Source organism: Arthrobacter sp. 754 (assembly GCF_040548695.1).
GTDB lineage: Bacteria > Actinomycetota > Actinomycetes > Actinomycetales > Micrococcaceae > Arthrobacter.
Window position 1 is genome coordinate 1 of record NZ_JBEPSC010000016.1, and the last position, 1127, is coordinate 1127.

1 protein-coding gene is annotated in these 1127 nt (G+C 65.0%); it reads left to right on the top strand.

From position 1 onward, the window contains the following. Window positions 1–1127: BCCT family transporter (locus tag ABIA70_RS21625; RefSeq protein ID WP_354149647.1), on the top strand; the 1127-nt coding region annotated here is incomplete at both ends.

A 1127-nucleotide genomic window follows, 5' to 3' on the forward strand; every position in this document is an offset into this window, starting at 1 on the left:
TGGCTGGCCCTGGGCAAATTCGGCAACATCCCGCTGGGCAAAGACGGCGAAAAACCCGAATTCCGGACCGTCTCCTGGGTCTCGATGATGTTCGCCGCCGGCATGGGCATCGGACTGATGTTCTACGGAGTGGCCGAACCGCTCTACCACTACATCTCTCCCCCGCCCGGAACCGTGAACGGCCGCACCCCCGAAGCCATCCAGACCGCCATGGCCACCTCCATCTTCCACTGGACACTGCACCCCTGGGCCATGTACGCAGTGGTAGGCATCGCCATGGCCTACGGCACCTACCGCCTGGGCCGCAGGCAACTGATCTCCGTCGCCTTCACCTCGCTCTTCGGCGTCAGGAGGGTCGAAGGGCCCATCGGGAAATTCATCAACATCCTGGCCATCTTCGCCACCCTCTTCGGCACCGCCGCATCCCTGGGCCTGGGCGCCCTGCAGATCGGCTCCGGCATGACCTCCAACGGCTGGTTCGGCGAAATCGGCACCCCCGTGCTCGTCGGAATCGTCGCCGTCCTGACCCTCTGCTTCGTCGCGTCGGCCGTCTCCGGCATCAGCCGCGGCATCCAGTGGCTCTCCAACATCAACATGGTCCTCGCCGTCGTCCTCGCACTCATCGTCTTCATCGCCGGCCCCACCCTGTTCATCCTGAACCTGATCCCCTCCGCCGTCGGCGACTACGCCCGCGACCTGGCCGAAATGTCCTCCCGGACCGAAGCAGTCGGCGATGACGCCCTCCGAAGCTGGATGACCAGCTGGACCATCTTCTACTGGGCCTGGTGGATCTCCTGGACGCCCTTCGTCGGACTCTTCATCGCCCGCATCAGCCGCGGCCGCACCATCCGCCAGTTCGTCACCGGCGTCCTCCTCGTTCCCAGCGTCGTCAGCGTCATCTGGTTCGGCATCTTCGGCGGAGCCGCTTTCCACGTCCAGCAGGAAGCCGACAAAGCAGGCACCCCCGGGCTGGTAACAACAGCCAACGGAGTCCCCTCCGTAAACTTCGACGGCGCCCTCTTCGACCTGGTCAAAAACCTCGGCATGCCCGGCTGGCTCACCGCCGCCGTCATCGTCCTGGCCATGGTCCTGGTCGCAATCTTCTTCATCACCGGCGCCGACGCCGC